The 24,131-nt window shown below is 74.3% G+C and carries 23 protein-coding genes; 12 read left to right on the top strand and 11 right to left on the bottom strand.

Going from position 1 to position 24,131, the window contains the following annotated elements; genetic code table 11:
• The 3 genes from ppk2 to EV188_RS03710 all read right to left on the bottom strand — a co-directional run bounded on the left by ppk2 (position 1) and on the right by EV188_RS03710 (position 3,463).
• Positions 1-960 carry a polyphosphate kinase 2 gene (gene ppk2, locus EV188_RS03700; protein WP_133824838.1) on the bottom strand — a complete coding sequence of 320 codons (960 nt, stop codon included), beginning with the start codon at positions 958-960 and terminating at the stop codon, positions 1-3.
• A 212-nt stretch (positions 961-1,172) separates the two neighbouring features.
• Positions 1,173-2,543, bottom strand: a complete 1,371-nt coding sequence (locus EV188_RS03705) for an MFS transporter (protein WP_133824839.1) — start codon at positions 2,541-2,543, stop codon at positions 1,173-1,175.
• A complete protein-coding gene (locus tag EV188_RS03710) occupies positions 2,540-3,463 on the bottom strand; it encodes an amidohydrolase family protein (protein WP_133824840.1) in 924 nt (307 codons plus the stop codon). The genes EV188_RS03705 and EV188_RS03710 overlap by 4 nt, the downstream gene beginning before the upstream one ends.
• A gap of 113 nt (positions 3,464-3,576) precedes the next feature.
• On the opposite strand from EV188_RS03710, the gene EV188_RS03715 reads away from it, so the two are divergent.
• The 6 genes from EV188_RS03715 to EV188_RS03740 all read left to right on the top strand — a co-directional run bounded on the left by EV188_RS03715 (position 3,577) and on the right by EV188_RS03740 (position 8,974).
• A complete protein-coding gene (locus tag EV188_RS03715; protein WP_208113961.1) occupies positions 3,577-4,227 on the top strand; it encodes a GntR family transcriptional regulator in 651 nt (216 codons plus the stop codon).
• 72 nt (positions 4,228-4,299) lie between these two features.
• Positions 4,300-4,995 (top strand): 4-carboxy-4-hydroxy-2-oxoadipate aldolase/oxaloacetate decarboxylase, encoded by a 696-nt coding sequence (locus EV188_RS03720; protein WP_133824841.1) that lies wholly within the window; start codon positions 4,300-4,302, stop codon positions 4,993-4,995.
• On the top strand, positions 4,992-6,074 hold the full coding sequence (locus EV188_RS03725) for a 4-oxalomesaconate tautomerase (protein WP_133824842.1): 1,083 nt from the start codon (positions 4,992-4,994) through the stop codon (positions 6,072-6,074). The genes EV188_RS03720 and EV188_RS03725 overlap by 4 nt, the downstream gene beginning before the upstream one ends.
• A gap of 8 nt (positions 6,075-6,082) precedes the next feature.
• Positions 6,083-6,832, top strand: coding sequence for an NAD(P)-dependent oxidoreductase (locus EV188_RS03730; RefSeq protein WP_243741449.1), 750 nt, complete (start codon positions 6,083-6,085; stop codon positions 6,830-6,832).
• The gene (locus EV188_RS03735; RefSeq protein WP_133824844.1) at positions 6,829-7,848 is read left to right on the top strand and encodes an amidohydrolase family protein; all 1,020 of its coding nucleotides are present in this window, start codon (positions 6,829-6,831) and stop codon (positions 7,846-7,848) included. Before EV188_RS03730 ends, EV188_RS03735 begins: the two co-directional genes overlap by 4 nt.
• Before the next feature lie 31 nt (positions 7,849-7,879).
• The gene (locus tag EV188_RS03740; RefSeq protein WP_133824845.1) at positions 7,880-8,974 is read left to right on the top strand and encodes a winged helix DNA-binding domain-containing protein; all 1,095 of its coding nucleotides are present in this window, start codon (positions 7,880-7,882) and stop codon (positions 8,972-8,974) included.
• 169 nt (positions 8,975-9,143) lie between these two features.
• Here EV188_RS03740 and EV188_RS32160 read toward each other — a convergent pair whose 3' ends face one another.
• Entirely contained in the window at positions 9,144-10,121 is a 978-nt protein-coding gene (locus tag EV188_RS32160) for a hypothetical protein (protein WP_208113963.1), read from the bottom strand.
• Positions 10,122-10,304: 183 nt separating this feature from the next.
• Here EV188_RS32160 and EV188_RS03750 point away from each other — a divergent pair, with 183 nt between their 5' ends.
• Positions 10,305-11,792, top strand: coding sequence for a ferredoxin reductase family protein (locus EV188_RS03750; RefSeq protein ID WP_243741450.1), 1,488 nt, complete (start codon positions 10,305-10,307; stop codon positions 11,790-11,792).
• A gap of 10 nt (positions 11,793-11,802) precedes the next feature.
• On the opposite strand, the gene EV188_RS03755 is transcribed toward EV188_RS03750, so the two are convergent.
• Positions 11,803-12,546, bottom strand: coding sequence for a hypothetical protein (locus tag EV188_RS03755; RefSeq protein WP_133824846.1), 744 nt, complete (start codon positions 12,544-12,546; stop codon positions 11,803-11,805).
• Between the two features lie 20 nt (positions 12,547-12,566).
• Positions 12,567-12,746: a hypothetical protein gene (locus EV188_RS03760; protein ID WP_133824847.1), complete on the bottom strand. Its 180-nt coding sequence runs from the start codon at positions 12,744-12,746 to the stop codon at positions 12,567-12,569.
• A 362-nt stretch (positions 12,747-13,108) separates the two neighbouring features.
• On the opposite strand from EV188_RS03760, the gene EV188_RS03765 reads away from it, so the two are divergent.
• Positions 13,109-13,426, top strand: a complete 318-nt coding sequence (locus tag EV188_RS03765; protein ID WP_166659700.1) for a DUF3040 domain-containing protein — start codon at positions 13,109-13,111, stop codon at positions 13,424-13,426.
• Here EV188_RS03765 and EV188_RS03770 read toward each other — a convergent pair.
• Positions 13,423-14,124 (bottom strand): IclR family transcriptional regulator, encoded by a 702-nt coding sequence (locus EV188_RS03770; RefSeq protein ID WP_166659701.1) that lies wholly within the window; start codon positions 14,122-14,124, stop codon positions 13,423-13,425. The two genes, EV188_RS03765 and EV188_RS03770, sit on opposite strands and share 4 nt — an antisense overlap.
• Before the next feature lie 43 nt (positions 14,125-14,167).
• Between EV188_RS03770 and leuC the strand changes: the two genes are divergently transcribed.
• Together leuC and leuD are read left to right on the top strand one after the other, a co-directional pair.
• A complete protein-coding gene (gene leuC / locus EV188_RS03775) occupies positions 14,168-15,586 on the top strand; it encodes a 3-isopropylmalate dehydratase large subunit (protein ID WP_133824850.1) in 1,419 nt (472 codons plus the stop codon).
• Between the two features lie 11 nt (positions 15,587-15,597).
• Positions 15,598-16,188 carry a 3-isopropylmalate dehydratase small subunit gene (gene leuD, locus EV188_RS03780; RefSeq protein ID WP_133824851.1) on the top strand — a complete coding sequence of 197 codons (591 nt, stop codon included), beginning with the start codon at positions 15,598-15,600 and terminating at the stop codon, positions 16,186-16,188.
• A gap of 6 nt (positions 16,189-16,194) precedes the next feature.
• On the opposite strand, the gene EV188_RS03785 is transcribed toward leuD, so the two are convergent.
• Positions 16,195-16,902, bottom strand: a complete 708-nt coding sequence (locus EV188_RS03785; protein WP_133824852.1) for an SDR family oxidoreductase — start codon at positions 16,900-16,902, stop codon at positions 16,195-16,197.
• 83 nt (positions 16,903-16,985) lie between these two features.
• Between EV188_RS03785 and EV188_RS03790 the strand changes: the two genes are divergently transcribed.
• Together EV188_RS03790 and EV188_RS03795 are read left to right on the top strand one after the other, a co-directional pair.
• Complete coding sequence (locus tag EV188_RS03790; RefSeq protein WP_133824853.1) at positions 16,986-17,813, top strand: LysR family transcriptional regulator; 828 nt, start codon at positions 16,986-16,988, stop codon at positions 17,811-17,813.
• 39 nt (positions 17,814-17,852) lie between these two features.
• A complete protein-coding gene (locus tag EV188_RS03795; protein WP_133824854.1) occupies positions 17,853-18,677 on the top strand; it encodes a siderophore-interacting protein in 825 nt (274 codons plus the stop codon).
• A gap of 46 nt (positions 18,678-18,723) precedes the next feature.
• On the opposite strand, the gene glxA is transcribed toward EV188_RS03795, so the two are convergent.
• The 3 genes from glxA to EV188_RS03810 form a co-directional block, all read right to left on the bottom strand.
• Positions 18,724-20,676: a radical copper oxidase GlxA gene (glxA, locus tag EV188_RS03800; RefSeq protein ID WP_133824855.1), complete on the bottom strand. Its 1,953-nt coding sequence runs from the start codon at positions 20,674-20,676 to the stop codon at positions 18,724-18,726.
• Between the two features lie 151 nt (positions 20,677-20,827).
• Positions 20,828-21,739 (bottom strand): NUDIX hydrolase, encoded by a 912-nt coding sequence (locus EV188_RS03805; RefSeq protein ID WP_133824856.1) that lies wholly within the window; start codon positions 21,737-21,739, stop codon positions 20,828-20,830.
• On the bottom strand, positions 21,736-24,078 hold the full coding sequence (locus EV188_RS03810; protein ID WP_424922905.1) for an RNA degradosome polyphosphate kinase: 2,343 nt from the start codon (positions 24,076-24,078) through the stop codon (positions 21,736-21,738). Before EV188_RS03810 ends, EV188_RS03805 begins: the two co-directional genes overlap by 4 nt.
• Between the last annotated feature and the right edge of the window lie 53 nt (positions 24,079-24,131).

Here is a 24,131-nt window from a genome sequence, read left to right on the forward strand (position 1 = left end):
TCAGTCCCGGCGGGGCTTCGGGCTCATCGCCAGCGGCGGCGGGGCGGCGGCGTGGCCGTCCTCCCCGTGCTCGAACAGCGAGGCCGCCGGCCCGACGACGAACGGGTCGGGCGTGCCGACGACCTCGTGGTTCTTCTCGGGGTAGTCGAACCGCGAGAGCACGTGGCGCATCGCCTCGAGCCGGGCGCGCTTCTTGTCGTTGCTCTTGACGACGGTCCACGGCGCGTCGGCGGTGTCGGTGTAGAAGAACATCGCCTCCTTGGCGGCGGTGTACTCGTCCCACCGGCCGAGCGAGGCGATGTCGGTGGGGCTGAGCTTCCAGCGCCGGACCGGGTCGACCTGGCGGATGAGGAAGCGCGTGCGCTGCTCGTTGCGCGACACCGAGAACCAGAACTTGACCAGGTGGATGCCGCTGCGCACGAGCATCCGCTCGAGGTCGGGCGCCGAGCGCATGAACTCCATGTACTCGCGGGCCTCGGTGTAGCCCATGACCCGCTCGACGCCGGCGCGGTTGTACCAGCTGCGGTCGAACAGGACGATCTCGCCGGCCGCGGGCAGGTGCTCGACGTAGCGCTGGAAGTACCACTGCCCGCGCTCGCGCTCGCTGGGCTTCTCGAGCGCCACGATCCGCGCACCCCGCGGGTTGAGGTGCTCCATGAAGCGCTTGATCGTGCCGCCCTTGCCCGCGGCGTCCCGGCCCTCGAAGAGCACGACGATCTTGCTGCCCGAGTCCCGCGCCCAGCTCTGGAGCTTCAGCAGCTCGATCTGGAGCAGGCGCTTCTGCTCCTCGTACTCCTCGCGCGGCATCCGCTCGGCGTACGGGTAGCCCTCGCGCCACGTGTCGACCGGCAGGCCGTCGGCGCCCACGAGCAACGGGTCGTCGTCACCGTGGTCCTCGACGGACGCCCCGTCGATGTCGAGCTCGTCGGGGGTCTGGGGAGCGTGGGCGTCGTCGGTCATCGGCGCATCGTCGCTGCGTCGGGTGGCGTGCGGGTGAACACGAGCCCCTGCTGTGCGGCGTCCCACGCTCCTCGGTCGGCCGCGAGGCGGGCGACTCTCCGGTGGACATGCTTCGGTTTCCGAAGCGTTTGCCCGAGAGCGAGGACGTCCGCTGGTGAGCGCGACCCTGCCGGGCCATCGCCGGGACCTGGCGTCGAGTCGACCGGCGTGGTTCAGGCCCCCACGGGGTTCGGCGGCGCGACCGCGGGCGTGCGCAGCTTGGTCCGCGGCCCGAACAGGGCCACGACGACCGCGCCGACGACCCACGTCGCGGCGATGAAGACGAAGACCGCCTGGTAGCCGCTTCCGGTGTAGAGCGCGGCGATGATCAGCGGCCCGGCGGCGTTCGACAGGCGCCCGACGCCGTAGGAGATGCCCGTACCGAGCGAGCGGGTCCGCGTGTCGAACAGCTCGGGGGAGTAGGCGTAGGCCAGCGCGGTGTAGCCGCGCTCGACGAGGTTGACGAGGAAGCCGAAGACGACGATCAGCACCGGGTCGAACGTCAGCCCGTAGAAGAGGCCGCACACGCCGATCACCGCGCCGAAGACGACCAGGCACCACTTGCGCTCGAAGCGGTCGGTGACCGCGGCGGCGAGCAGGCAGCCCAGCGGGGCGCCGATGGTGGTGAGGGCGACGTAGAAGATGGAGTTCTCGACGCTGAAGCCCTGCTTGGCGAGCAGGGTCGGCGCCCAGCTCGAGTAGCCGAAGAACCCGATGGTCTGTGTGACCCAGAGGACGCAGAGCAGCAGGGTCGGCAGCAGTACCCGGCGACGCAGGAGCACGCGCCACCACGCGGCGGAGGCCTCGGTCGTGTCCGGGGCGACCAGCGCCGGCGCGGGCTCCGGCAGCGGGCCCTTCTCGGCGGCCACCGACTCCTCGATCTCGCGCAGCACGGCGTCGGCGCGCTCGTGCTCGCCGCGGTTCTCCAGCCAGCGCGGCGACTCCTTGAGCCGGCGCAGGAAGAACACGAAGAACAGGCCGAGCGCGCCCCACAGGTAGACCAGGCGCCACGACCAGTCCGAGAGCGGGACGACGAAGCTCGCGATGAGGCTGGTCGCAGGCGTGCCGCAGATGCCGATCGCGATCGCGTACGCCTGGTACTTGCCGCGGCGCGCGGCCGGGAAGAGCTCGCTGACGTAGATGACCGCGACGACCGTCATCGCCGAGAGCCCGGCCGAGGTCAGGAAGCGGAAGACGCCGAGCGACACGACGTCCCACGAGAACACCGACGCCAGCGAGAAGACGCCGAAGAAGAGCACCGTGGCGGTGAGGGCGGGCTTGCGCCCGACGCGGTCGGCGAGCGCCCCCGCGATGATCGACCCGAGGAACATGCCGACGAAGGACGTCGAGGTCACGTAGGCGACCTGGTCGACCGTCACGCCCCACAGCTTGAGCAGGCGGGGCGCGGTGACGGCGAAGGTGTTGATGTCGGCGAACTCGAAGAAGTACGCGAACGACACCGCGACGAGCGTGACGATGTGGAACCGCCCGATGGGCAGGCGGTCGAGGCGTTGCTGGGCGTTCGGTGCCGTGGCTGCGGTCATCGGGCCGCCTCCGTCTCCTCGCGCCAGTACAGGCGCATCGGGTTGTCGACGAGGAGCCGCTGCCGGTCCTCGGGCGTGGGTGCGACGTGGCGGACGTGGTCGACCAGCAGCCCGTCGTCGGGCATGTGGTCGGTGAGGTTGGGGTGGGGCCAGTCGGTGCCCCAGAGCACGCGGTCGCCGACCTCGGCGACCACGCGGCGGGCGAACGGCACGACGTCGGCGTAGGCGTGCCGCTCGCCGTCGACCGCGGGGGGACCGGTGACGCTGAGGCGCTCCGGACAGCTGACCTTGACCCACACGTCGTGGCGGTCGACGAAGCGCAGGAACCGGTCGAACCCGGGGCCGTCGGCGTCGCGGGTGACGTCCGGGCGGCCCATGTGGTCGACCACCACCGGCACCGGCAGGCGCCCGAAGAAGTCCTCGAGGTCGGGCAGGTCGGCCGCCTCGAAGTAGACGACGACGTGCCAGCCCAGGGGCGCGATCCGCTCCGCGACCGCGGCGAGCTCGTCGGTGGGGACGGCGTCGACGAGGCGCTTGACGAAGTTGAAGCGCAGGCCCCGGACGCCGGCCCGGTCGAGGGTGGCGAGCTCGTCGTCGGTGACGTCGCCGCGCACGGCCGCCACGCCGCGCGCCCGCCCATTGGCGGCGTCGAGGGCGTCGACGAGCGCGCGGTTGTCGGTGCCGTGGCAGGTGGCCTGCACGATCACCTGCCGGGCGACGCCGAGGTGGTCGCGCAGCGCGAAGAGCTGCTCGCGGCCGGCGTCGGTGGGCGTGTACTTGCGCTCGGGGGCGAACGGGAAGCGCTCGGCCGGCCCGAAGACGTGGCAGTGGGCGTCGACCGTGCCCGGCGGCAGGGCCACGGTGGGCGTCGAGGGCGACGGGTCCCAGGTCAGCCACCCGGCCGTGGGGGTGAAGACCACGGCGTCCTCCCGTCGTCGGTGCCGGTCGTCGGGGAGTGAGCTTTCACCGTCACCAGGATCGGCGCAAGGATTGTCAACAATTTCGTCCGCCTTCTCGGTGCTAAGATCGGCGCGTGAGTCCCGCGGTCGAGTCCGGCGACGTGGTCGACGACGTGCGTCGCGCGATCTTCGAGGGTGACTTCGTGCCCGGTCAGCGGCTCATCGAGGTCGACCTGTCCACGCAGTTCCACGCGAGTCGGGCGTCGGTCCGCAGTGCCCTGGTGCAGCTCGCGGGCGAGGGTCTCGTCGAGCGCATCCAGAACCGCGGGGCCCGGGTGCGGGCCGTCTCGCTGGACGAGGCGGTCGAGATCTCCGAGGTGCGCATGGTCGTCGAGGGCCTGTGCGCGGCCAAGGCGGCGCAGCGGGCGAGCGAGCAGGACCTCGCGACGCTGCGCGGCATCGCCACCGACATGCGCGCCGCCGTCGACGCCGGCGACGTCCTCGCCTACTCCGAGCTCAACCGCCGGCTGCACGCGACCGTGCGGTCCGTCGCCGACCAGAGCGTGGCCGACGCCGTGCTCGACCGTCTGCGCGGGCAGAACGTGCGCCACCAGTACCGGCTGGCGCTCCTGCCGGGGCGTGCGTCGGTGTCGTTGCCGCAGCACCTCGAGATCGTCGAGGCGATCTGTGCGCGCGACGCGGGCCGCGCCGAGGCCGCCATGCGGGCGCACCTCGCGAGCGTGATCGAGACCCTGCCGCAGGTCGGGAGCCCCGCCGACGCGTGACCGTCGCGCAGATTGTTGACAATCTTGGCGACACCTCCGATGCTCGATGTCGACCCGAGCGAGGAGGCAGGCATGAGGACGGTGGTGGTGACCGACCCGCCGCGCGCCGACGTCGACGACGCGGCGGCGCTGGGCGGGTACGGGGTCGCGACGGTCCACGAGGCGCTCGGGCGCACCGGCTACCTCGGCCCCGAGTTCCGCCCCGCGTGGGCGGGCGCCCGGGCCGGCGGCACCGCGGTCACGGCCCTGTGCTGGCCCGGCGACAACCTGATGATCCACGTCGCCGTCGAGCAGTGCCGGCCCGGCGACGTCCTCGTCGTCGCCACGGCGTCGCCGTCCACCGACGGCCTGTTCGGCGAGCTGCTCGCGACGTCGCTGGCCCGACGGGGTGTGCGCGGGGTCGTGCTCGCCTGCGGGCTGCGCGACGTCGCCGACCTGCGGGAGATGGCCTTCCCGGCCTGGTCGCGCGCGGTCTCGGCGCAGGGGTCGGTGAAGGCGACGGCCGGCGCGGTGAACGTCCCGGTGACCCTCGGCAACCAGGTCGTGCACCCCGGCGACGTCGTGCTCGGGGACGACGACGGCGTCATGGTCGTCCCGCGCGGCGACGTGGCGCGGGCGCTCACCGCGTCGCAGGCCCGCCTCGAGAAGGAGGCCGCGAGCCGCGCGGCGTTCCGGGACGGCGAGCTGGGCCTCGACCGCTACGGGCTGCGCGACCGGATCGAGGAGTTCGGCATCGAGTACGTGCCGTTCGCCGAGGAGCGGGGATGACCGACGAGGCGGGGGTCCCCGTGATGATCCTGCGGGGCGGCACCTCGCGGGGCCTCTACCTGCAGGCGCGTGACCTCCCCGCCGACACGGCCGCGCGCGACGACCTGCTGCTGCGGCTGATGGGCACCCCGGACCCGCGCCAGATCGACGGGCTCGGAGGAGCGACGTCGCTGACCAGCAAGGTCGCGGTGGTCGGCCCCTCGGACCACCCCGACGCCGACGTCGACTACCTCTTCCTGCAGCTCGGGGTGGAGGAGGCGACGGTCTCCGACCGCCAGAACTGCGGCAACATCCTCGCCGGTGTCGGGCCGTTCGCCCTCGAGCGCGGCCTGGTCGCGGCCGTCGACGGCGTCACCGACGTGCGCATCCGCATGGTCAACTCCGACAGCGTCGCGGTCGCGACCGTCCCCACCCCGGGCGGGCGCGTGACCTACCGCGGCGACGTCGCGATCGCCGGCGTCCCCGGCACCGCCGCGCCGATCACCCTCGCGTTCGCCGACACGGAGGGCTCGGCCACCGGCGCGCTGCTGCCGACCGGGCGGGTCCGCGACACCGTCGACGGCGTCGAGGTCACGTGCGTCGACAACGGGATGCCCGTCGTGCTCGCCGCGGCCGACGCGTTCGGGCTCACCGGGCACGAGACCCACGACGAGCTGGCCGCCGACACCGCGCTCGCCCAGCGGATCGACGCACTGCGGACGAAGGCGGGCGCGCTGATGGGTCTCGGCGACGTCGGCGACTCCTCGGTGCCCAAGACCGTGCTGCTCGCCCCGCCCGCGGACGGCGGTCACGTCGCCACCCGCTCGTTCATCCCCGTGCGCCCGCACACCGCGATCGGCGTGCTCGCCGCGGTCAGCGTCGTCACCGGGATGCTGCTGCCCGGTGCCGTCGGCCACGAGATCGCCGAGGCCTGGCCGGACGGCACGACCCGCATCGACGTCGAGCACCCCACCGGCCACTTCCTCGTCGACGTCGCCGTCGACGCGGCGAGCACGCCGCCGCGCGTCCTGCGCTCCGGGGTGGTGCGGACGGCGCGCAAGCTCGCCGACGGCCTGGCCTTCCCGCGGGCCGACTCGTGAGGATCGCCGTGCTCGGCCTCGGGGAGGCGGGGTGCGAGATCGCCCGCGACCTCGTCGCCGCCGGTGCCGACGTGCGCGGCTACGACCCGGTGGTGCCGGGTGTCGACGGGGTGGAGAAGCGCGTCGACGAGGCCGACGCGGTCCGCGACGCCGAGCTGGTGCTGTCGGTGAACAGCTCGCACGACGCCCTCACCGCGCTGACGAACGCCCGCCCGGGCCTGCGGCCCGACACGGTCTGGGCCGACCTCAACACGGCCTCCCCGGGGACGAAGGCCGCGCTGGTCGAGGCGACGGACGCGCTCGTCGTCGACGTCGCCCTCATGTCGCCGGTCCCCGGCAAGGGGCTGCGCACCCCGATGCTGGTCTCCGGCGACGGGGCGGCGCGGTACGCCGAGGTGATGGGCGCGCTCGGGGCGTCGGTCACCGTGCAGCCCGGGCCCGCGGGCACGGCGATCTCCCGCAAGCTCCTGCGCAGCGTCTTCTACAAGGGGCTCGCCGCCGCGGTCGTCGAGGCGCTCGCCGGCGCCGAGGCCGCGGGCTGCGCCGACTGGCTGGCCGCCAACGTCTCCGCCGAGCTCGCGGGGTTCGACGAGCACACGATCGACCGGCTCGTCGACGGCACCCGCCGCCACGCCCGCCGCCGCGCCGACGAGATGGCCGCCGCGGCCGAGCAGCTGCGCGAGCTGGGCGTCGAGCCCCGCACCGCCACCGCCGCCCACGACCTGCTCGCCGCGCTGCGGGACGGAGACCCTGGATGATCATCGACTGCCACGGCCACTACACGACCGCCCCGGCCGCGCACACCTCCTGGCGGGAGGCGCAGACGGCCGCGTTCGACGACGGCGGCCCCGCCCCGGCCTACCCCGCGATCTCCGACGACGAGATCCGCGAGTCGATCGAGGGCAGCCAGCTGCGGCTCATGGCCGAGCGCGGCATCGACCTGACGATCTTCTCCCCGCGCGCCTCGGCGATGGGCCACCACCACGGCGACGAGGCGGTCAGCGCGGCGTGGACGCGGGCGAGCAACGACCTCGTCGCCCGCGTCGTCGACCTCTTCCCTGAGCACTTCGCCGGCGTCGGGCAGCTGCCGCAGTCGGTCGGCGTGCCGATCGAGCGCTCGGTCGCCGAGCTGCGCCGGTGCGTCGAGGAGCTGGGCTTCGTCGGCGTCAACCTCAACCCCGACCCCTCGGGCGGGCACTGGACGGCGCCGCCCCTGACCGACCGGCACTGGTACCCGTTCTACGAGGCGATGGTCGAGCTCGACGTCCCCGCGATGGTCCACGTCTCCGCGGTGACCAACCCGAACTTCCACGCCACCGGCTCGCACTACCTCAACGCCGACACGACGGCGTTCATGCAGCTCGTGCAGGCCGACCTGTTCCGCGACCTCCCGGGACTGCGGCTGGTGATCCCGCACGGCGGCGGTGCGGTGCCGTACCACTGGGGACGGTTCCGCGGGCTCGCCGACATGCTCGGCCGTCCCGCGGTGGAGGACGCGGTGATGGGCAACGTCTTCTTCGACACCTGCGTCTACCACCAGCCGGGCATCGACCTGCTCGTCGACGTGATCGAGCCCGAGAACATCCTCTTCGGCTCCGAGATGGTCGGCGCGGTGCGGGGGATCGATCCGCGCACCGGCCACCACTTCGACGACACCCGCCGCTACGTGGAGGCGTCGGGGCTGAAGCCCGAGGACCGGGATCGGGTCTACGAGCACAATGCCCGCCGGGTCTACCCGCGGCTCGACCAGAGGTTGCGGGCGCAGGGGCGCTGAGCCGTCGGTCCGCCGTGCCAGGCTGCCGGATGTGACCGTTCTCGACCGGCGCGCCCTGAACCGGGCGTCGCTGGCCCGTCAGCACCTCCTCGAGCGCGGGTCGCTGCCGGTGCTCGACGCCGTCGCGCACCTCGGCGGGCTGCAGGCCCAGGAGCCGCAGGAGCCCTACGTCGGGCTCTGGTCACGACTCGCCGGGTTCGACCCCGCGGAGCTCTCCGGCCATCTCACCGCGCGCCGGGTCGTGCGCACCCACCTCATGCGCCGCACCGTCCACCTCGTCACCGCCGACGACGCGGTGGCGTGGCGGTCGCGGCACGACGCGATGCTGCGCCAGCGGTTGCTCGGCGTGTACCGCCAGGACCTCGCCGCGGTGGACCTCGACGAGCTCGTCGACGCCGGCGCGCCGCTGCTCGCCGACGAGGCGCGCACCCTGCCCGACGTCGGGCGGGCGCTCGCCGACCGCTGGCCGGACGTCGCCCCGCGAGTGCTCGGCGAGACCCTCGGCACGCTCGTGCCGGTGGTGCAGGTGCCGCCGCGCGGGCTGTGGGGCGAGGCCGGCCCGGCCGCGTGTCTGCTGGTCGCGTCGTGGCTCGGCCGCCCGGTCGACCCGCCCGCTCCGGACGGCACCGACCCGGTGGGGGAGGCGCTGGTGCTGCGTTACCTCGCCGCGTACGGCCCGGCGGCGACGGCCGACCTGCGCGCCTGGTCGGGGCTCGCCGGGCTGCCGGCGGCGGTCGCCGCGGTGCGCGACCGGCTGGTGAGCTTCCGCGACGAGCGGGGCCGCGAGCTGCTCGACCTCCCCGACGCGCCCCGCCCCGACCCCGACACCCCGGCCCCGGTGCGCTTCCTGCCCGCGTTCGACAACGCGATCCTCGGCTACGACGACCGCAGCCGGATCATCGACGACGCCGACCGCGGTCTGTCCGTGGCGGGCGAGCGCGCGGTGCTCGTCGACGGCCGGGTCGCGGCGACCTGGACGTCCGCCGACGGTGCGGTCACCGTGACCCCGCTGCGGCGCTTCACCCGCGCCGACCGCGCGGCGGTCGCCGAGGAGGGACGCGCCGTGGCCGGCTTCCTCTCGGGCGGCGCGCATCACCGGGTCACGGTGGCGGCGTCGCCCCGCTGAGCGCGCCGGCTCCGGAGATCACGGGCGTCGCCACGCACCTGCGCGGGCCGCCGGCGTGCGTGACGTCGCCCTTGATCACCGGACACCGCGCTCGGCGCCCCGGCCGTGGAGATCACGGGCGTCGCCACGCACCTCGACCGCTCGAGCAGGTGCGTGACGTCGCCCCTGATCACCGAGCCCGGCCCGCACCCCACCACGCGAGCAGCGCCGCGAGCGCGTCCTCGGCGAACGCGCCCGGGAGGTCGGAGCCGAAGCGCTCCTGGGCCGCGGCGCGCAGCTGCACGCCACCGAACGCGGCGCCGGCGGCCGCGGCCGTCGCCACCAGGACCCCGGGCCCGACCTCGTACCCGTCGCGGCGGGCGATCGCGTCCGCGCCGCCGGCGGCCAGCGTCAGCCGCGGGGCGAGCCCGGGCGGCGCCGTGCGCGGCGGGACCGCGGGGTGCTTGTCGCCGGCGGCCTCGCCGAGCGCGCCGAGCGTCGCGGCGCCGCGCCCGAACCGGCCCGCCAGCACGCGGCCCGGCCCCCGGTCGTCGGGGCAGGCGCGCCAGGCGATCGCCGCGGAGCCGAAGGTGCTGCGCGCCCCGGTCGCCGCGCCGAGGGCGACGGCGCGGGCGAGCGCGCCCGTCGTCGCCGGGCGGGGGAAGCGCTCCGGGTGCTCGGCGCGCTCGCGGTCCTCGGCGCGGAAGGTCGAGGCCAGGGTGGCGTGGGTGGCGACGCCGTAGGCGAGGTGCGGCACGACGTCGGCCGCCCAGTCGACGGAGCTCCAGCGGCGCGGGTCGGTGAGCCCGAGGCGGGCGGTCGGCAGGTCCGAGGCGAGCATCGCGGCGGCGCCGAGCGCGGGGACGCCGAGCACGGCCGGCAGGCGCACGCCCGCGCTGCGCAGGGCGCCCGCGACGGCCCCGACCGCGACGCCCGTCGCGGACCCGGCGAGCCCGCCGAGACCCTCGAGCCGGTGCCGGCGTTCCCGGCGGCGTCCGGGGACCGCGACGTCGACGCGGTCGACGAGCGCCGACACCGTCTCGACGGGGGTGTCGCTCGCCGGCCGCGCCCGCAGGGCCATGTCGGTCTGGGTGGCGACGTTCAGCGCGGTCGTGCCCGCGGCGCCGGCGGCGGTGCCGCGCAGGAGTCCGGTCAGCAGGGAGGTCACGCCCGGGGGACTACCCGGCGCCGGGCCCTGAGAGTCAGGACGGCAACCGGCGCGCACCGTTAGCCCGTTCGTTGCAAGGACGGTGCGTCCCACCGTGTGCAGAGAGCCGCCCGTCTTGCGAGTTGATCTGCTTCTCTCAGGACCGGACGATCAGCCGCCGGACCGCCCCTAGCGTCGGGAGCCGTGTCGAAGCGCGCGAAACGGGCGGTCTGGTCGTCGGCCTTCGTCCTCCTGCTGCTGGGTCCACCGGCGGTGTACCTGGGCCGGGAGGGCATCGAGCCCGGCGAGCTGATGGGGCTCGGGATCGTCCTGACGGGGCTGGTCGCCGTGGTCGCGATGGCGCTCACGACCGTCGGCGCCTCGCGGATCAAGGCGCTGACCACCGCGCTCGGCATCGACCGCGTCATGGGCGCCCACCGGTGGCTCGGCGTCGCCGCCCTGGTGCTCGTCGCCGGCCACACCGTGCTCGCCGTCGTCCGCAGCCCGAAGCTGATCAATCCGTTCGGCGTCTCGCTCGGCATCGGGTTCGGGTACGCGTCGTTCGCGGGGATGCTCCTGCTCTCGGGCGCCGCGGCCTGGGGCCGGCGGCGCGGGACGCGCTACGAGTGGTGGGCGCGCCTGCACGTCGCCGCGGCCGCCCTCGCGCTCGTGCTCGCCGGGCTGCACGTGTTCTGGATGGGCGACCTCATCGAGGACCCGGTGATGCGGGTCGTTCTGGCGGCGCTCGCCGTGGCGCTGCTCGTCGTCCTCGCCCGGCGGTGGGTCTGGCAGCCGCTGTTCTCGCAGCGCGGCGCGTACGTCGTCTACGGCGTGCGCCACGAGGGACCGGAGGTCGCGACGCTCGCGCTGACCCCGGTGTTCCGTCGCCGCGGGCTGCGGGGCTTCGCGCCCGGGCAGTTCGTGTGGCTGCGTCTGCACCGGCGGGCGATCGGCGTGCAGGAGCACCCCTTCACGATCGCCTCCAGCGCCGAGCTCACCGACCGCCTCGAGCTCACCGTCCGCGCGAACGGCGACTTCACCCGCGCGCTGGCCCGCATGGGGCCGGGCAGCAAGGTCTGGCTCGACGGCCCGCACGGCAGCTTCACGCCGGACGCGCCCGAGCACGTCGACGGGCTGGTGCTGGTGGCCGGCGGCGTCGGGATCACGCCGATGATGAGCATGCTGCGCACGCTCGCCGAGCGCGGCGACCGCCGCCTGCACCGCCTCGTGCTCGCCGAGCGCGCCGACCAGCCGCTGTTCGGCCCCGAGCTCGAGGTGCTGGCGCGCCGCCTCGACCTCGAGATCCTCCGGACCGCGGGGAGGCGGGTCGACGCCGACCTGCTCGCGGAGATCCTGCCTCGCGCCCGCGGGCGGCTCGAGTACTACGTGTGCGGGCCGCCCTCGCTGCTCTCGGGCACGCTCGCCGCCCTCGCCGAGCTGGGCGTCCCGCCGGCGACGGTCCACAGCGAGCAGTTCGGGTGGACGGGCCCGATGCCGACGGCCACGCGCGCGGACGTCCCGGCGCCCCGGCCGGAGCAGGCGGGTCGCACGAGAAGGACGAGCCGGGACGTCGGCTCGCCCGCCGACCGCCTCCCGACGCATCCGTCGTTCCCGATCCCGCGCGTCGACGCCGGGCAGGACGGGGCCGCGCCGGCGCGGACCGGCTCCCACCGCGCCACGCACAGCTCGTAGAGGGGCCCGCTCAGGCCGAGATCGGCGACCCCGGGTCCGCCCGGCGCCCGAGGGCGGCGACGAGGTCCTCGACGGCCCGGTCGAAGCGGCGCCGGGCGTGGGCGTCGCCGAGGCGTCGGGCCGCCAGACCGCGGGCCGCCTCGTCGCGCACGGCCTCGGCCCGGCGGGCCACGACGGCGTCGGGGACCGACGGCAGTGCGCCGCCGACGAGGTGCGCGGGCACGCCGTAGCGGGTGCCGAGCGCGTGCACGACGTCGGCGTCGGGACGCGCGCTCGACCGCAGCCGGGCGAGCAGGCGCACGCGCTGCACCCGCAGCGCGCCCCGCGAGAGGTACCGCTCCAGGGCCTGCTCGGTGAGGGACCGCTCGAGCGCCTGCGCGACGGCGTCCGGGCGTGGCGCGAGGGCGAGGAGGGGGTAGGCGTGCTCGGCGCGCCACCCACGGTCGGCCTCGACGACCCGTCCCCAGAGCGCGACGCAGCCGAGCACGGCGCCCGCGTCGGTGAACGAGGGCAGGAGGAGGTCGAGCGTCGTGGTCGCGTAGAGCCCGCACCCGCAGTCCCACGCGGGCGCCGACGGACACCCCCGCCGGCACGCCGCCGTCATCGCCGTCCGGGCGGGCCAGCCGGCCGTCACCGCGGGCGAGACGAGCTCCGGTCCGGTGCGGTCGCCCCCCAGGCGCCACACCCGCCAGCCGACCACCGGGACCGCGGTGTCCGGCGCCTCGCCCACGCCGTCGGTCACGCCATCGGTCACGCCATCGGTCACGCCATCGGTCACGGCAGCGGGGAGTCGCCGCCGACCGGGCCTCGCGGGGTCGGCACGGCGCCGGAGCGCGGCGTCGGCCGGGGGAGCGGAGGGGGCACCTCCGCCGGTCTGTCGGGGAAGTCGCGGTCGGGGACGGGGTCGACGATGGGCTCGACGCGCAGGACCCGCCGCTGTTCTCCGATGTTCATGCTCGGAACCTCCCGCCGGGATCGTCCCCGACTCGTGACGCCAGTCTCACTCGAACGGATGAGCCGAACTGTACGCCACGGTCCCGCGGTCCTCGGCGCGCTCGCCCGTCCGGCCGCCGCTGCGCCCGGGTCGTCGGTTGGCGGTCGGCGGCCCGGGACCAGTGGGGGCCGGGCGCAGCGGGGCGTGAGGACGGCCCGCCGTCCCGGTCGCCGCCGCGTGCCGTCGCTTCGCCGTGACGTGGGTGTCGTCGGCGTTTCGCCTGTTCGACGCGGGGAATTCGCTCTGTGATCCGGCGACAGCGGCCCGCGACCCTCCTCGGTGCTCCGATCGCCCGACAGCACGACGCCGAGGGAGTCTCCTGGTGCTCGACGAACGTGAGCAGCGCATCCTGGCCGACATCGAGCGCGAGATCGAGGGCAGCGATCCCGCGCTGGCCCGCCTCGCCCGCCCGAAGGACGACCGGCGGTCCTACTGGTGGTCGGTGACGGCCCTCGTGGTCGGCGTCCTGATGGGCGTCGGCCTGGCCTCCATCGGACCCGTCGGGCACGGGCTCCTGCTGATCGTGATGTCCGCGGTCCCGATGCTGGTGTGGCACTGGCGACGCCCGGGGTCGGCGCATCCCTGGCCCGCGGTGTTCGGCGGCAAGGACAACGGCAGGGACAGCGGCACGAGCTCCTAGCCCACCTCGGCGAGCCGGCTCTCGAGCCGGCGCGCCGCGCTGAGCAGGGCGTCCGCCCAGCGCGCCCCCGGTCGCCTGCCGATCCGGTCGACCGGGCCGGACACCGACACGGCGGCCACGACGGCGCCGCCGGCGTCGCGCACGGGCGCGGACACGCTGGCCACGCCGGCCTCGCGCTCGGCGACGCTCTGGGCCCAGCCGCGGCGGCGGACCTCGTCGAGCACCGGCTCGGTGAACGTCGAGGCGTGGTCGCGCGACCAGGCGGCCAGCACCTTGGCGCCGGACCCGGCGGCCATCGAGACCCGCACACCCACCGGCACCGTGTCGCGCAGCCCGCTCGACGGCTCGGCCGCGGCGACGCACACGCGCACCGTGGGGTCGGAGCCGTCCCGGCGATAGAGCTGGATGCTCTCGCCGGTGAGGTCGCGGAGCTCGGGCAGCACCTCCTCGGCCGCCGCGAGCAACGGGTCGCCGTGGCCGTGGGCGAGCTCGCCCAGCGCGGGTCCCGGGCGCCAGCGGCCGTCGGCGTCGCGCGCCAGGAGCCGGTGGGCCTCGAGCCCGACCGCGAGCCGGTGCGCCGTCGCGCGCGGCAGGCCCGTGCGCTCGCACAGCTCCCCGAGCGCGCACGGCGTGGCGGCGGCCGCCCGCAGGACCACCACCGCCTTGTCGAGCACGCCGATACCGCTACCCTGTCCCACGGGACGACATACTAGTCCCAGAATGTGGGAAGAGGCAGAACACATGGGACGCACGCTCGCGGAGAAGGTCTGGGACCAGCACGTGGTCCGTCACGGTGAAGGTCAGGAGCCCGACCTCCTCTACATCGACCTCCACCTCGTGCACGAGGTGACGAGCCCGCAGGCGTTCGACGGCCTGCGCCTGGCCGGCCGGCCCGTGCGGCGCACCGACCTCACCGTCGCCACCGAGGACCACAACGTCCCCACCAAGAATCTCCACCTGCCCATCGCCGACGAGACCTCGGCGACGCAGGTGTCGACGCTGCGCCGGAACTGCGAGGAGTTCGGCGTCCGCCTGTTCCCCATGGGCACCGAGAACCAGGGGATCGTCCACATGATCGGCCCGGAGCAGGGGCTCACCCAGCCGGGCACGACGGTGGTCTGCGGCGACTCGCACACCTCCACCCACGGGGCGTTCGGCGCGCTCGCGTTCGGCATCGGCACGTCCGAGGTCGAGCACGTGATGGCCACCCAGACGCTGCCGCTGCGGCCGTTCAGGACCATGGCCATCGAGATCTCCGGATCGCTGCGCCCGGGCGTGACCAGCAAGGACGTCATCCTCGCGGTGATCGCCCAGATCGGCACCGGCGGCGGCGCGGGCTACGTGCTCGAGTACCGCGGCGAGGCCGTGCGGGAGATGACGATGGAAGCCCGCATGACCATGTGCAACATGTCGATCGAGGCCGGCGGGCGCGCCGGCATGATCGCGCCGGACGAGACGACGTTCGAGTACCTCCGGGGCCGCCCGCACGCCCCGCAGGGCGCGCAGTGGGACGAGGCCGTCGCCGCGTGGCGCGAGCTGCGCACCGACGACGACGCCGAGTTCGACACGGTCGTCCACATCGACGCCGACGCGCTGACGCCGTTCGTCACCTGGGGCACCAACCCCGGCCAGGGCCTGCCGCTGGGCGAGGCCGTGCCCGACCCCGAGACGATGAACGACGACGACGCCGCCGCGACGCGCAAGGCCCTGCGCTACATGGCGCTCGAGCCCGGCACCAGGCTGCGCGACATCGCGGTGGACGTCGTGTTCCTCGGGTCGTGCACCAACGCGCGCATCGAGGACCTGCGCGCGGCCGCCGACGTCCTGCGCGGCCACCACGTCGCCGACGACGTGCAGATGCTCGTCGTCCCGGGCTCGATGCAGGTCAAGGCGCAGGCCGAGGCCGAGGGGCTCGACGCCGTGTTCACCGACGCGGGCGCGGAGTGGCGCTCGGCGGGCTGCTCGATGTGCCTGGGCATGAACCCCGACCAGCTCGAGCCCGGCCAGCGGTGCGCGTCGACGTCGAACCGCAACTTCGAGGGACGCCAGGGCAAGGGCGGGCGCACGCACCTCGTCTCGCCGCTCGTCGCCGCGGCCACCGCCGTGCGCGGCACCCTGTCCTCGCCCGAGGACCTGACCGCCGCGCCGCAGTTCGCCTGAGGGGACCCGTCATGGACAAGTTCTCGACCCACACCGGCATCGGCACGCCACTGCGCGTGTCGAACGTCGACACCGACCAGATCATCCCGGCCGTCTACCTCAAGCGCGTCACGCGCACCGGCTTCGAGGACGGCCTGTTCGCCTCCTGGCGGACCGACCCGGCCTTCGTCCTCAACGTCGAGCCGTTCTCGCGGGGCAGCGTGCTGGTCGCGGGCTCGGACTTCGGCACCGGCTCGTCCCGCGAGCACGCCGTCTGGGCGCTGATGGACTTCGGCTTCCGCGTCGTCATCTCCTCGCGCTTCGGCGAGATCTTCAAGGGCAACTCGTCGAAGGCGGGCCTGCTGGCCGCCACCGTCGAGCAGTCCGACGTCGAGCTGCTCTGGAAGAAGATCGAGGAGCGGCCGGGCCTCGAGCTGACCGTCGACCTCGAGGCGAAGACGGTCACCGCCGACGACCTCACCGTGCCCTTCACCGTCGACGACTACACGCGCTGGCGGCTCATGGAGGGCCTCGACGACATCGGCCTGACCCTGCGCCACGCCGACGACATCGACGCCTACGAGGCCACGCGGCCGGCGCACAAGCCGGTCACGACCGGCTGAGGCTCATCACCACGGGACCTCGCCGGCGTCCTCGAAGAAGCCGCCGGTGGGGCCGTCGTCGGGCAGCGTGGCCAGACGGATGGGCGTCGCGGCGCCCTGCTCGGTGGTGCGGTGGCCCTGGAAGCCGTTGAGGTCGGTCGCGACGTAGCCGGGGCACGCCAGGTTGATCTTGATGTTGGTGCCCTCCAGCTCGCGGACGTACTGCAGGGTCACCGCGTTCAGGTAGGTCTTGGACGGCGAGTACCCGACGGCGATCGGTCCGGCCTGACCGGCGGACTGCCGCGTGAGCGACCCGACGCTCGAGGACACGGTGACGATCCGGGGGTGCTCCGAGCGGCGCAGCAGCGGCAGCATCGCGTTGGTCGTCCGGATGACGCCGAAGACGTTCGTCTCGAGGACCGTGCGCAGGATGTCGAGGTCGATGGTGGTCGGGTCCTGGGGCCCGTCACCGGTGATGCCGGCGTTGTTGACGAGCACGTCGAGCCGGTCGAGCGACGCCGCCGCGGCGGACACGCTCGCATCGTCGGTGACGTCGAGCGGCACGCCGAACGCGTCGACGCCGGCCGCCTGCAGCTTCTCGACGGCCTCCTCGCGGCGGGCGTCGTTGCGCGCGCCCACACCGACCCGCCAGCCCAGCGCGCCCAGGCCCGCGGCGATGTCGTAGCCGATGCCCTTGTTCGCCCCGGTGACCAGGGCCGTGGTCTTCTCGCTCATGTCTCCGATCATGTGCCCGCGGACCGGGCGCGGGCCAAGACCGACTCGGTGGGCACCCATATCGCCGGGGTATCAATGACGGTGTGGAGACGCGGGAGCTGAGGTACTTCGTCGCGGTCGCCGAGGAACGGCACTTCGGCCGCGCCGCCGAGCGCCTCGGCATCGCCCAGCCGCCCCTGTCGCGGGCGATCCAGCAGCTGGAACGCCGGGTCGGGGTCCGGCTGCTCGAGCGCACCACCCGCGAGGTCGACCTCACCGAGGCCGGCGCGGTCCTGCTGGCCGAGGGCCGGGCCGCGCTCGACGCGGTCGACGCCGCCGAGCGCCGGGCCCGCCGGACCGTCGACGGCCCGGGCCTCGTCCTCGTGTCGAAGGCCGGAGCGTCGGAGGAGCTGCTCGCGAAGCTGCTCGACGCGTACGCCGCGGAGCCGGGGGCGGTCGAGGTCGACGTGCAGCTGTGCGGACCGGGCGAGCAGGAGCGGCTGCTGCGCGACGGGCGCGCCGACGTCGCGCTGCTGCACCGGCCGTTCGACGCGACGGCCGGCTTCGACACCGAGGACCTCGTCGTCGAGGGGCAGTCGCTCTACCTCCCGGCCGGGCACCCGCTCTCCGCCCGCCCGGAGCTGCGGATGGCCGACGTCGCCGGTCTGCCGCTGCCCCGGTGGCCCCTGCCCGACGGCGGCTACCCGGACGGCGCGGGCCCGGAGGTCCGGGACACCGCGCAGCTGCGCCAGCTCGTGTCGCTCGGGCGCGCCGTCGCGGTGCTGCCCGACTCCGCCCGGCACGGCCTGGCCGACGACGTCGTCGCGGTGCCGCTCGTCGACGCCGCGCCGGTCACGACCGTGGTCGCATGGCCGGCGCACAGCCGCTCGCGGGCGCTGGCCGACCTGGTCCGCGTCGCGACCCGACTCTGAACTTAGGCTCCCCTAAGTCGCAGGGGTAGAGTCGTGACCATGGCTGCCCCCGACACCCAGGCCCCCGCCCGCCGCTCCAAGGGTGGACCGGGCCACCGGCTGCGCGTGCTGCGCACCGAGCGCCTCACCCCGCACCTGCAGCGCGTCGCCCTCGGCGGCCCCGGCCTCGACGGCGTCGTCGACAACGGCTGCACCGACAAGTACGTCAAGATCGCCTTCCCACGGCCCGGCGTCGCGTACCCGACGCCGTTCGACGTGGCGGCCATCCGCGAGGCGATGCCTCGGGAGGACTGGCCGATCGTGCGGACCTACACCGTCCGCTCGCTCGACCACGCCGCCGGGGAGATGGTCATCGACTTCGTCGTGCACGGCGACACCGGCGTCGCCGGCCCGTGGGCGCTGGCCGCGGCGCCGGGCGACGAGATCACGCTGATGGGGCCGGGCGGGGCCTACGCGCCGTCGCCCGAGGCCGATGCGCACGTGCTCGTCGGCGACGAGGCCGCGCTCCCGGCGATCGCCGCGGCGCTCGAGCACGTCCCGGCCGGGGTGCCGGTGCACGCGTGGGTGCAGGTCGACGGCCCCGACGACGAGGTCGCCCTGACCACCGCGGGCGCGCTGTCCCTGCGCTGGCTGCACCGCGACGCCGGCGAGGACCTGGTCGACACCGTCCGCGCCGCCGACTGGCCGGCGGGCACCGTCCACGCCTTCGTCCACGGCGAGACCGGCGACGTGAAGGCCCTGCGCGGCCACGTGCTCGAGGAGCGGGGCGTGGCGCGCGAGATGCTCTCGATCTCGGGGTACTGGCGCCGGGGGGCCGACGAGGACACGTTCCAGGCGGAGAAGAAGGCTTCGCCACGTGAGTGACATGGGTCGTCCCGGCGACCCATATCACTCACGTGGCCGGAGGCCATCAGTCCGGGAGCGCCCGCTGCCCCGGGCCCACGTCGACCATCTTCGCCACCGAGGGCACGCCGCGGTCGTCGACGATGAACAGCATGTACGGGCCCGGCGGGGTGAGGGCCGGGTTCTTCGGGACGTGCACCGAGACGCCGTTCGCGGCCGGGCTCACGTCGAGGGCGACCGAGCGCATGTCGGTCGTCGTGACGTGCGTGGCGGTCGAGGCCTTGATCAGGCGGGCGCTGCGGACGTGGCTCGCGTCGGGCGTCGGGATCGTCGCCGTCTGGTCGCGGGCGAGGGTCGGCGGCGCGTCGCCGATCGTCGGGCGGGCGCCCTGGTACAGGTACGGCGGGCTGTAGATCTCGATCCGCTGCTCGAAGGTGCCCGGGACGAGGTTCTGCTCGTCGTCGAACAGCGGGTCCGAGCCGGCCGTGAGCACGCGGCCGTCGGGCAGCAGGATCGCCTCGGTGTGGTAGTCGCGGCCCACGGCGGGGTCGGCGGCCGGGGTGAGCTGCCCGGAGTCGGGGCGCAGCAGCTGGGCGATGTGGTTGTTGGTGCCGCCCTTGCCGCGGTAGTCGCGCGAGCCGCCCGAGATCAGCATCGTGTCGTCGGGCAGGTTCACGAGGTTCGGGTAGCGCACGCCCTCGGGCAGCGACGGGCCCGGCGTGAAGTGCGGCGCCGGGTCGCGCATGTCGAGGTAGTCGATGCGGCCCGTCGAGCGCGGGCTCTCACCGACGCCCCCGCCGCCGACGACGGCGATGCGCTGGTCGTTGGCCGGCCCGATGAACGCCGAGCCCGCGGTCTCGAGCAGGTCGGGGTCCCGCATGCCCGGGATCGGCGCGAACGCCCCCGTGACGGTGTTCCAGAAGCCCGGCTCGCGACCCCGCTCGGCGGGCCCGTAGCCCGCGTTCGCGCCGGTGTAGACCATCCGGTTGGCCCGGTCGGTCTCGAAGATCGCCGGGTAGGTCGGGAAGTAGTGCGTGAGCTCCTTGTGCTCGGTGAAGGCGTTCGTCTGCGGGTCGAAGATCTCGGTCTGCCCGTTGAGCACCTCGCCCGTGCCGTCGAGCCCGGCCGTGGTCAGCACGCGGCCGTCCGACATCGGCGTCAGCGTGGCGTACCAGCGGTGGAACTCCATGTCGCCGACCCGGGACCAGGTCTCCTTGACCGGGTCGAACGTGTACGCCTGGTTGGTGCCCTGGTAGTCCTGCTTGCGCAGCGTCATCCGCTGGCCCTGGCCGTAGACGTTGCGCGCGACCGCCGGCGGCAGGCCCTCGACCTGGTACTGCGCGGGATTCTCGTTCACCGCGGCGGGTCCCGGGTCGACGGCCTCGACGAAGACCGGCTTCTCCGACGCCGTCACCTGGGTCCGCTTGCCCTGCCCGGCCTTGGTGGCGGGCGGCAGCGCGGTCTCGGCGTCGGCGCGGTAGCGGATGCCGGTGGGCGAGACGAAGATCGTTCCCGGCGGCAGGACCATCGGGTTGTTCGGGTCCTCGTTCTTGACGGTCATCGTGCCGCCGGCGTTGGTGACCGCGCCGTCGAGCTTCTCGTAGCGCTGGGTGCCGCCGGCGACGAGCAGGCGCCCGTCGGGCAGCGTGGTCTGGCCGCCGCAGAACATGTCGTCGGGGACCGGGATCATCCGCGACTGCCCGGTGGCCGGGTCGTAGAGCAGGCTCTTGAGCGCCCGCGTCGCGAACATGTCCTCCTTGTTGCCCGACCCGGCGATCAGCAGGACCTTGCCGGTCGAGAGCAGCGCCGCGTGGATGGCGTTCACGCGGTTCGGGTCCGGGACGTCGATCGTGTCCCAGTGCCCGAACCGGCGCATGTAGTCCGGGCTGTTGATCAGTTCCTCGTGGCGCCACTCGCTGATGTACGACCACGCCGGGGGGACGTTGACGCCCAGCAGGACGGCCGCGGCGACGACGACGAGGACGACCTGGCGGACGCGTCGGGTGTTCGACGGACGCACCGGGGCAAGCTCCTGCGGGTGGGGGAGGCGGCAGGTGTGGGGAGGGGGCTGGGGGCGGCCCGACGCTAACCCAGCCCGGGACACCGCCCGCGCCCGCCCTGATTGCTCCCGATCTGTCCGTTACCGGACGGTTCGTCCCGAGATGCGGATCTCAGAAGGTGGCGTCGCGGTGGTAGTCCGCGGCCACGAGCACCCCGTCGGGGCCGAACGACAGGACCCAGATGCTGCCCTTGCGGCACGGCGGGTCGGCGAGGTCACGGTCGGATTCCGGTGGCCGCGGCGCGGTCGCGGCGAGGGTCCCGACGAGCTGCGGGATGCCGTAGCCCTGCGCGCACACCGCGGCCGTCACGTCGCCGTCGGCGAGCAGGGCCAGCGTCGCGAGCGCGGTGGCCTCGTCGTCCGCGACCGCCTCGTCGGCCAGGTCCGGGGCGTCGTGCAGGGTGAGCCCCGTCAGCGCGACGTAGGGCTCGACGGTCTGCCGGCAGCGCACGATCGGGACCGCGTGCACGGCGCCGATCCCGAACCCCTGGAGCAGCGCGGCGATCTGCTGGGCCTGCTCGCGGCCCTCGACGTCGAGCGGGCGCTCGGCGTCGGGCCGGTCCCACTCCGAGCGCTTGCCGGCGAGCGCGTGGCGCACGAGCAGCACCGTCCGCAGGCCCGCCGGGTGCGCGGCGAAGGTGTCGAGCACGTCGCGGTCGGAGTCGTAGGTCAGCAGCGGCGCGGCGTCGGCGGGCGCCAGCCAGCGCAGCTCGTCGGTCTCGTCACCCGGGACGAACTCGCCGACGCCCGCCCGCGCGGCCCAGAACTCGACGACCTTCTCCTCGCCGTTCACCGGGTAGCGCACGGTCCGCAGGTGCCGGCCCAGGACGGACGCGAACCCGGTCTCCTCGGCGATCTCGCGCACCGCCGCGTCGACGCGCGTCTCGCCCGGGTCGACCTTGCCCTTCGGGAGGCTCCAGTCGTCGTGGTGCGGGCGGTGGACGATCGCCACCTCGACCTTCTCGTCCGTCCCGTCCTCCCCGGCCGGACGCCACACCACGGCTCCGGCGGCATGAACCGTCACTTGCCCCCCTGTCGCAGCAGCTGCACCTGGTGGTCGTCGACGGCCAGGCCCTCGTGGTCCTCGCCGGCGGCGACGGGCCACGGGTCCCAGGAGCCGTCGGGTTGCAGCATCCAGCACCGCGTGGACGGGGCGACGGCCGAGTCCATGATCTCGTCGAGCTGGGCGGTCAGCCGCGGGTCGGTCACCGGCACCAGCGCCTCGACGCGGCGGTCGAGGTTGCGGTGCATCATGTCCGCGCTGCCGATCCAGCGCTCCTCGGCGCCGACGAAGTGGAAGATCCGCGAGTGCTCCAGGAAGCGCCCGAGGATCGAGCGCACGCGGATGTTCTCGGAGAGCCCGGGCACGCCCGCGCGCAGCGAGCACAGCCCGCGCACCACGAGGTCGATCGGCACGCCCGCCGCCGACGCCCGGTAGAGCGCGTCGATGATCTGCTCGTCGACCAGCCCGTTGACCTTGATCCGGATCCCCGCCGTCTCGCCGCGCTCGGCGCGCTCGCGCTCGCCGTCGATCCGCTCGAGGATGCCGCGGCGCAGGCCGTACGGGGCGACCAGCAGCTTGCGGTACGAGGTGCGCCGCGCGTAGCCGGTCAGCACGTTGAACAGGTCGGTGAGATCCGCGGCGATCGTCTCGTCGGCGGTGAACAGGCCGATGTCCTCGTAGAGCCGGGCGGTCTTCGGGTTGTAGTTGCCGGTGCCGAGGTGGCAGTACCGCTTGATCGCCGAGCCCTCCTGGCGCACCACGAGCACGGCCTTGCAGTGGGTCTTGAGCCCGACGAGCCCGTAGACGACGTGCACGCCCGCGCGCTCCAGCGCCCGCGCCCAGCCGATGTTGGCGCGCTCGTCGAAGCGCGCCTTGATCTCGACGACGGCCACGACCTGCTTGCCGGCCTCGGCGGCGTCGATGAGCGACTCGACGATCGGTGAGTCACCCGAGGTGCGGTAGAGCGTCTGCTTGATCGCCAGCACCTTCGGGTCGGCCGCGGCCTGCTCGATGAAGCGATGGACGCTCGTGGAGAACGAGTCGTACGGGTGGTGGACGAGGACGTCGCCCTCGCGCAGCGTCGCGAACACGCTCTTCGGCGTCTCGCCCTCGCTGAACGCGGGGTGGGTGGACGGCACGAACACCGGGTCCTTGAGCTCGGGCCGGTTGAGGCCCATGAGCTCCATGAGCGCCGACAGGTCGAGCAGGCCGGGCACCTGCACGACGTCGTGCGGGTCGACGTCGAGCTCGCGCAGCAGCAGCTCGAGCATGTGCTCGCTCATCGTGTCGGTGATCTCGAGGCGCACCGGCGGGCCGAAGCGCCGGCGGGCGAGCTCGCGCTCGAGGGCCTGGAGCAGGTCCTCGTCGCGGTCCTCCTCGACCTCGAGGTCGGCGTTGCGGGTCACGCGGAACACGTGGTGCTCGACCACGTTCATGCCCTCGAAGAGCTGGTCGAGGTTCTCGGCGATGAGGTCCTCGATCGGCAGGAACCACGCCTGCCGGTCGTCGGACGCGCCGTCGTCGTCCGGGTCGGGGTGCACGCGCACGAGCCGCGGCACGTTGTTGGGCACCTTGACGCGGGCGAAGTGCTCGGTGCCCGCCTCCGGGTCGTGCACCGCCACCGCGAGGTTGAGCGACTGGTTCGAGATGTAGGGGAACGGGTGCGCCGGGTCGACGGCCAGCGGCGTGAGCACCGGGAACACCTGGCGGGCGAACCAGTCCGAGAGTCGCGGGCGCGCCGACTCGGTGACCTGCGACCAGTCGATGATGTGGATGCCGGCCTCGTCGAGCCCGGGGCGGACCTCGTCGAGGAACACCCGCGCGTGCTTGTGCGAGAGCTCCTGGGTGCGGGCGGCGATGCGGACGAGCTGCTCGCGGGGCGTCAGGCCGTCGGCGCCGCGCACCGCGAGCCCCGCCTCGTCGCGGCGCTTCAGACCGGCCACGCGGACCATGTAGAACTCGTCGAGGTTCGACGCGAAGATCGACAGGAACTTCGCCCGCTCGAGGAGCGGCTGGCTCGTGTCCTCGGCCAGCGCGAGCACCCGCGCGTTGAACTCCAGCCACGACAGCTCGCGGCTGTCGTAGCGGTCCGACGGCAGGTCGGCGGCGCCGGCGGGCCCCGCGGTCGGGGCGGCGGGCGCGGACGGGGTGCGGCGCACCGACCGGGCGGTCTCGTCGGGCGCGGCCGGCGGGCGGGGACCGGCGAGGTCGGCGGTCTCGGTGACCTCGGTGCCGTCGGTGGGGTCGTCGGTGGGGTCGTCGGTGTCGACCGCCTCGTGGGCGCCGTGGGACGCGAGGGGTGCCTCGTCGGTCGAGCCGGTCGACGTCACGGAGGACGAGGAGGACGTAGAGGGGCTCACGGGGCTGATGGTGCCCCAGGTGGGCGGCCGTCGCGAGCGCCCGCGCGCGGTCC

Origin of the sequence: Actinomycetospora succinea, assembly GCF_004363095.1 — a bacterium.
Classification (GTDB): domain Bacteria; phylum Actinomycetota; class Actinomycetes; order Mycobacteriales; family Pseudonocardiaceae; genus Actinomycetospora; species Actinomycetospora succinea.